Origin of the sequence: Stieleria sp., from assembly GCF_041595215.1 — a bacterium.
Lineage (GTDB): Bacteria > Planctomycetota > Planctomycetia > Pirellulales > Pirellulaceae > Stieleria > Stieleria magnilauensis.
This window is the reverse complement of sequence record NZ_JBFHKV010001146.1, coordinates 1-2,593: the sequence shown is the minus strand read 5'-3', so window position 1 is coordinate 2,593 and position 2,593 is coordinate 1. Positions and strand designations below refer to the sequence as shown.

Sequence of the window (2,593 nt, the reverse complement as noted above, 5' to 3'; positions counted from 1 at the left end):
GTGATTCGGCCGTCGAAACAATGCTGGACGTCACGTCCTTGTTCTCGCGGCCTGGCATGAAAATCCAACTCGAATCGAACACGTCCCCCCGGTTCGATCGTTCCCGTTCGATCGATAGGGCAACGATCGACTTCGCATTCGATGATGTCAGGTCGAAGGTCGGCGTCTGGAGCCACGGCGGGCAGATTCACGTTCCACAGCGGTGGCGGATTGCCACCGGCCGGGGCGCCGATCGCCGCACGAAAAAAGTCACCGATCGTCGGCTCGAGCCAAGTCGGTGTGTGGTCCCAGGTCCGCGGCACATCGGGTCGCCGATAGTGCGACGCCGCCAGTGCCGGAATCCCCAACAGACTCGCTTCACGGGCTGCGGCGAAGGTACCGCTGATCATCAAGTTCACACCCAGATTCGCTCCGGCATTGATTCCCGAAAACACGATGTCGGGTTGGAAATCCATCGCGTAGTGGGCCACGCGGATGCAATCGACGGGTGTCCCGTTGACGCTGTGCCAGTTCTCGCGAACCGTCGTGACCGTCAGCGGATGCGTGGTCACGATGCTGTGTCCGCACTCGCTGCGGCAGCGGTCCGGCGCAACGGCAACGATTTCGACGTCTTCGCCGGGGCGATGCACCTGGATCGCATGACGGACGCTGTCATACAGGGCATGGATTCCCGGCGCATCGATGCCGTCATCGTTGGTCAGTAAAATCTTCAGCATTTCGTCGCGATGATGGCGTCCAGTTCCTGGCGCAGCCGCGGCAGGATCTCGTCGTACCCGAATGCACCCAAGGCTTCGGTGCCACGTTTCAGATTCACCTTGGCCGGGCCGCACCACAACCCGAGGTCGGCATCGTCGGTTTCGCCGGGGCCGTTCACGCGGCAGCCCATCACCGCGATCGTGATGTCGTGGTCCTTGGCGTACTCGGTCATTTCCTTGACGCTTTGGGCTAGATCGATAAACGCTTCGTTCTCCACGCGCGAGCAGCTCGGACAACTGATGATGTTCAACGCTTTTTCATTCAGCTTGACCACCGTTCGGACACGTCCGGCATAGATGTCTTCGATGATCTCACGCCCCGCCGCGATCTCTTCGGGTTTGCGATCGTTGGGAAGCGTCAATGAGACTCGCACGGTGTCCCCGATGCCCTGGCCGATCAACTGTTCGAATGCGATCCGCGTCTTGATGATTCCCTCCGGCGGCATCCCGGCTTCGGTGACGCCCAGGTGCAACGGGATCTCGGGCCGTTGTTGGGCGAAACGTCGATTGCCTTCGATGACCTGTTGCGGATCGCTATCTTTGAGCGAGACGACGTAACGGTGAAAGCCCAGCGAGTCGACGAAGTCACAGTGCTCCAAGGCGCTTTCGAGCATCGGCGTGATCGAGTCCGATGGATCATACTTGGCTTTTTTGTCGGGATCGACGCTGCCGCAATTGACTCCGATTCGGATCGCGCAGTCGTGTTCTTGGGCTTGTTCGATGATGAACCGCACCTTGTCTTGCCAGGGCTTGTCGCGCTGATGGTGATAAAGGTGACCGGGGTTGTAGCGAATCTTGTCGACGTACGGCGCGACCTTTTCCGCCAGCCGAAAATTCTCTTGCAAGTCGACGGCCAGGTTGGCCGTGGTTTGCTTTCGAATCTCGGCCAGTGCGGCGGCATCTTTGTCGCTGTCGACCGCAATCCGGACCACGCCCGCACCCGCCTCGCGATAGGCTTCCGCCTGGGCAACGGTGGCGTCGATGTCTTGGGTCTTGGTCGCGGTCATGCTCTGCACCGCGATCGGATGGCCGTCGCCGACGACGACATTGCCGATCGCGACCGCCCGAGTTTGATTTCGCTGAATTGCCATAGAAACTGTGTGGGGGTGAATGGGGGGCGGGGCGTTCCGCCTGCGCCTTCCGAATGGCCCGCCGGCAGACAAACCGCCGTCGCAGGTGGGCAGCAACCGGCCTCGCCTGTCGGTGATTCGGTCTTGGAGATTGTACGCCCAGGGGTACCGAGACGGGAACCGGCGAGCAGTGCAATCCAGGCGAGCAGTGCAATCCAATTGGCGCAATCCAATCGGCGCAATTCAAGCGGCTGCCAACCGATGGACCTCACGGCGCCCGTCTGGCCAAGCTGCTGATTGTATTCCGCCCGGCCACCGCTGCCCACATCTGCCGCCCACACCGACCGGCATGACATCGACGAGAACGGTGACGGCTTGGTGTGATGGGGACGCCGTGTCCAGCACCGAACGCAATTGGCGAGACGCGTCACTCCAGGCGGTTGGTCCAGCCTCCGCGAGTTTGAGAGAGTTGTTTCGTTGCTTCGGACGACGAAGAAGTGGGGGTAGGAAAATTTTGGAGGTAAGGAAATTGCCGACGATCAAGGATCGCAGCCGGAATTCATTTTCTTACCTCCGAAATCTTATTGCCTTTTTCCAGCGGCCGATTCGGGAATGAGTGGCAAAACAATTCCAGATAGTAATCGTCTTGCCCCGCATCGTTTTGCCCCCTGCTCGTTCTCGATTTTCACTCCATCGGACAAATCGACGCCCGAATTCAGAATCAGCACGCCGGAGCAGCGCCGGTGTTCGGGACCGAAGGCAATTTGC

General features: G+C 60.0%; 3 protein-coding genes. All 3 read right to left on the bottom strand.

Features of this window, described 5'->3' with window-relative positions:
- Positions 1-716: 5'/3'-nucleotidase SurE (locus ABX749_RS29035; RefSeq protein WP_372899115.1), on the bottom strand; the 716-nt coding region annotated here is incomplete at its 3' end.
- Positions 710-1,846 (bottom strand): (E)-4-hydroxy-3-methylbut-2-enyl-diphosphate synthase, encoded by a 1,137-nt coding sequence (gene ispG, locus ABX749_RS29030; RefSeq protein ID WP_372899114.1) that lies wholly within the window; start codon positions 1,844-1,846, stop codon positions 710-712. The genes ABX749_RS29035 and ispG, both read right to left, overlap by 7 nt.
- A 560-nt stretch (positions 1,847-2,406) precedes the next feature.
- A partial coding sequence (locus ABX749_RS29025; RefSeq protein WP_372899113.1) for a hypothetical protein occupies positions 2,407-2,593 on the bottom strand: 187 nt, incomplete at its 5' end.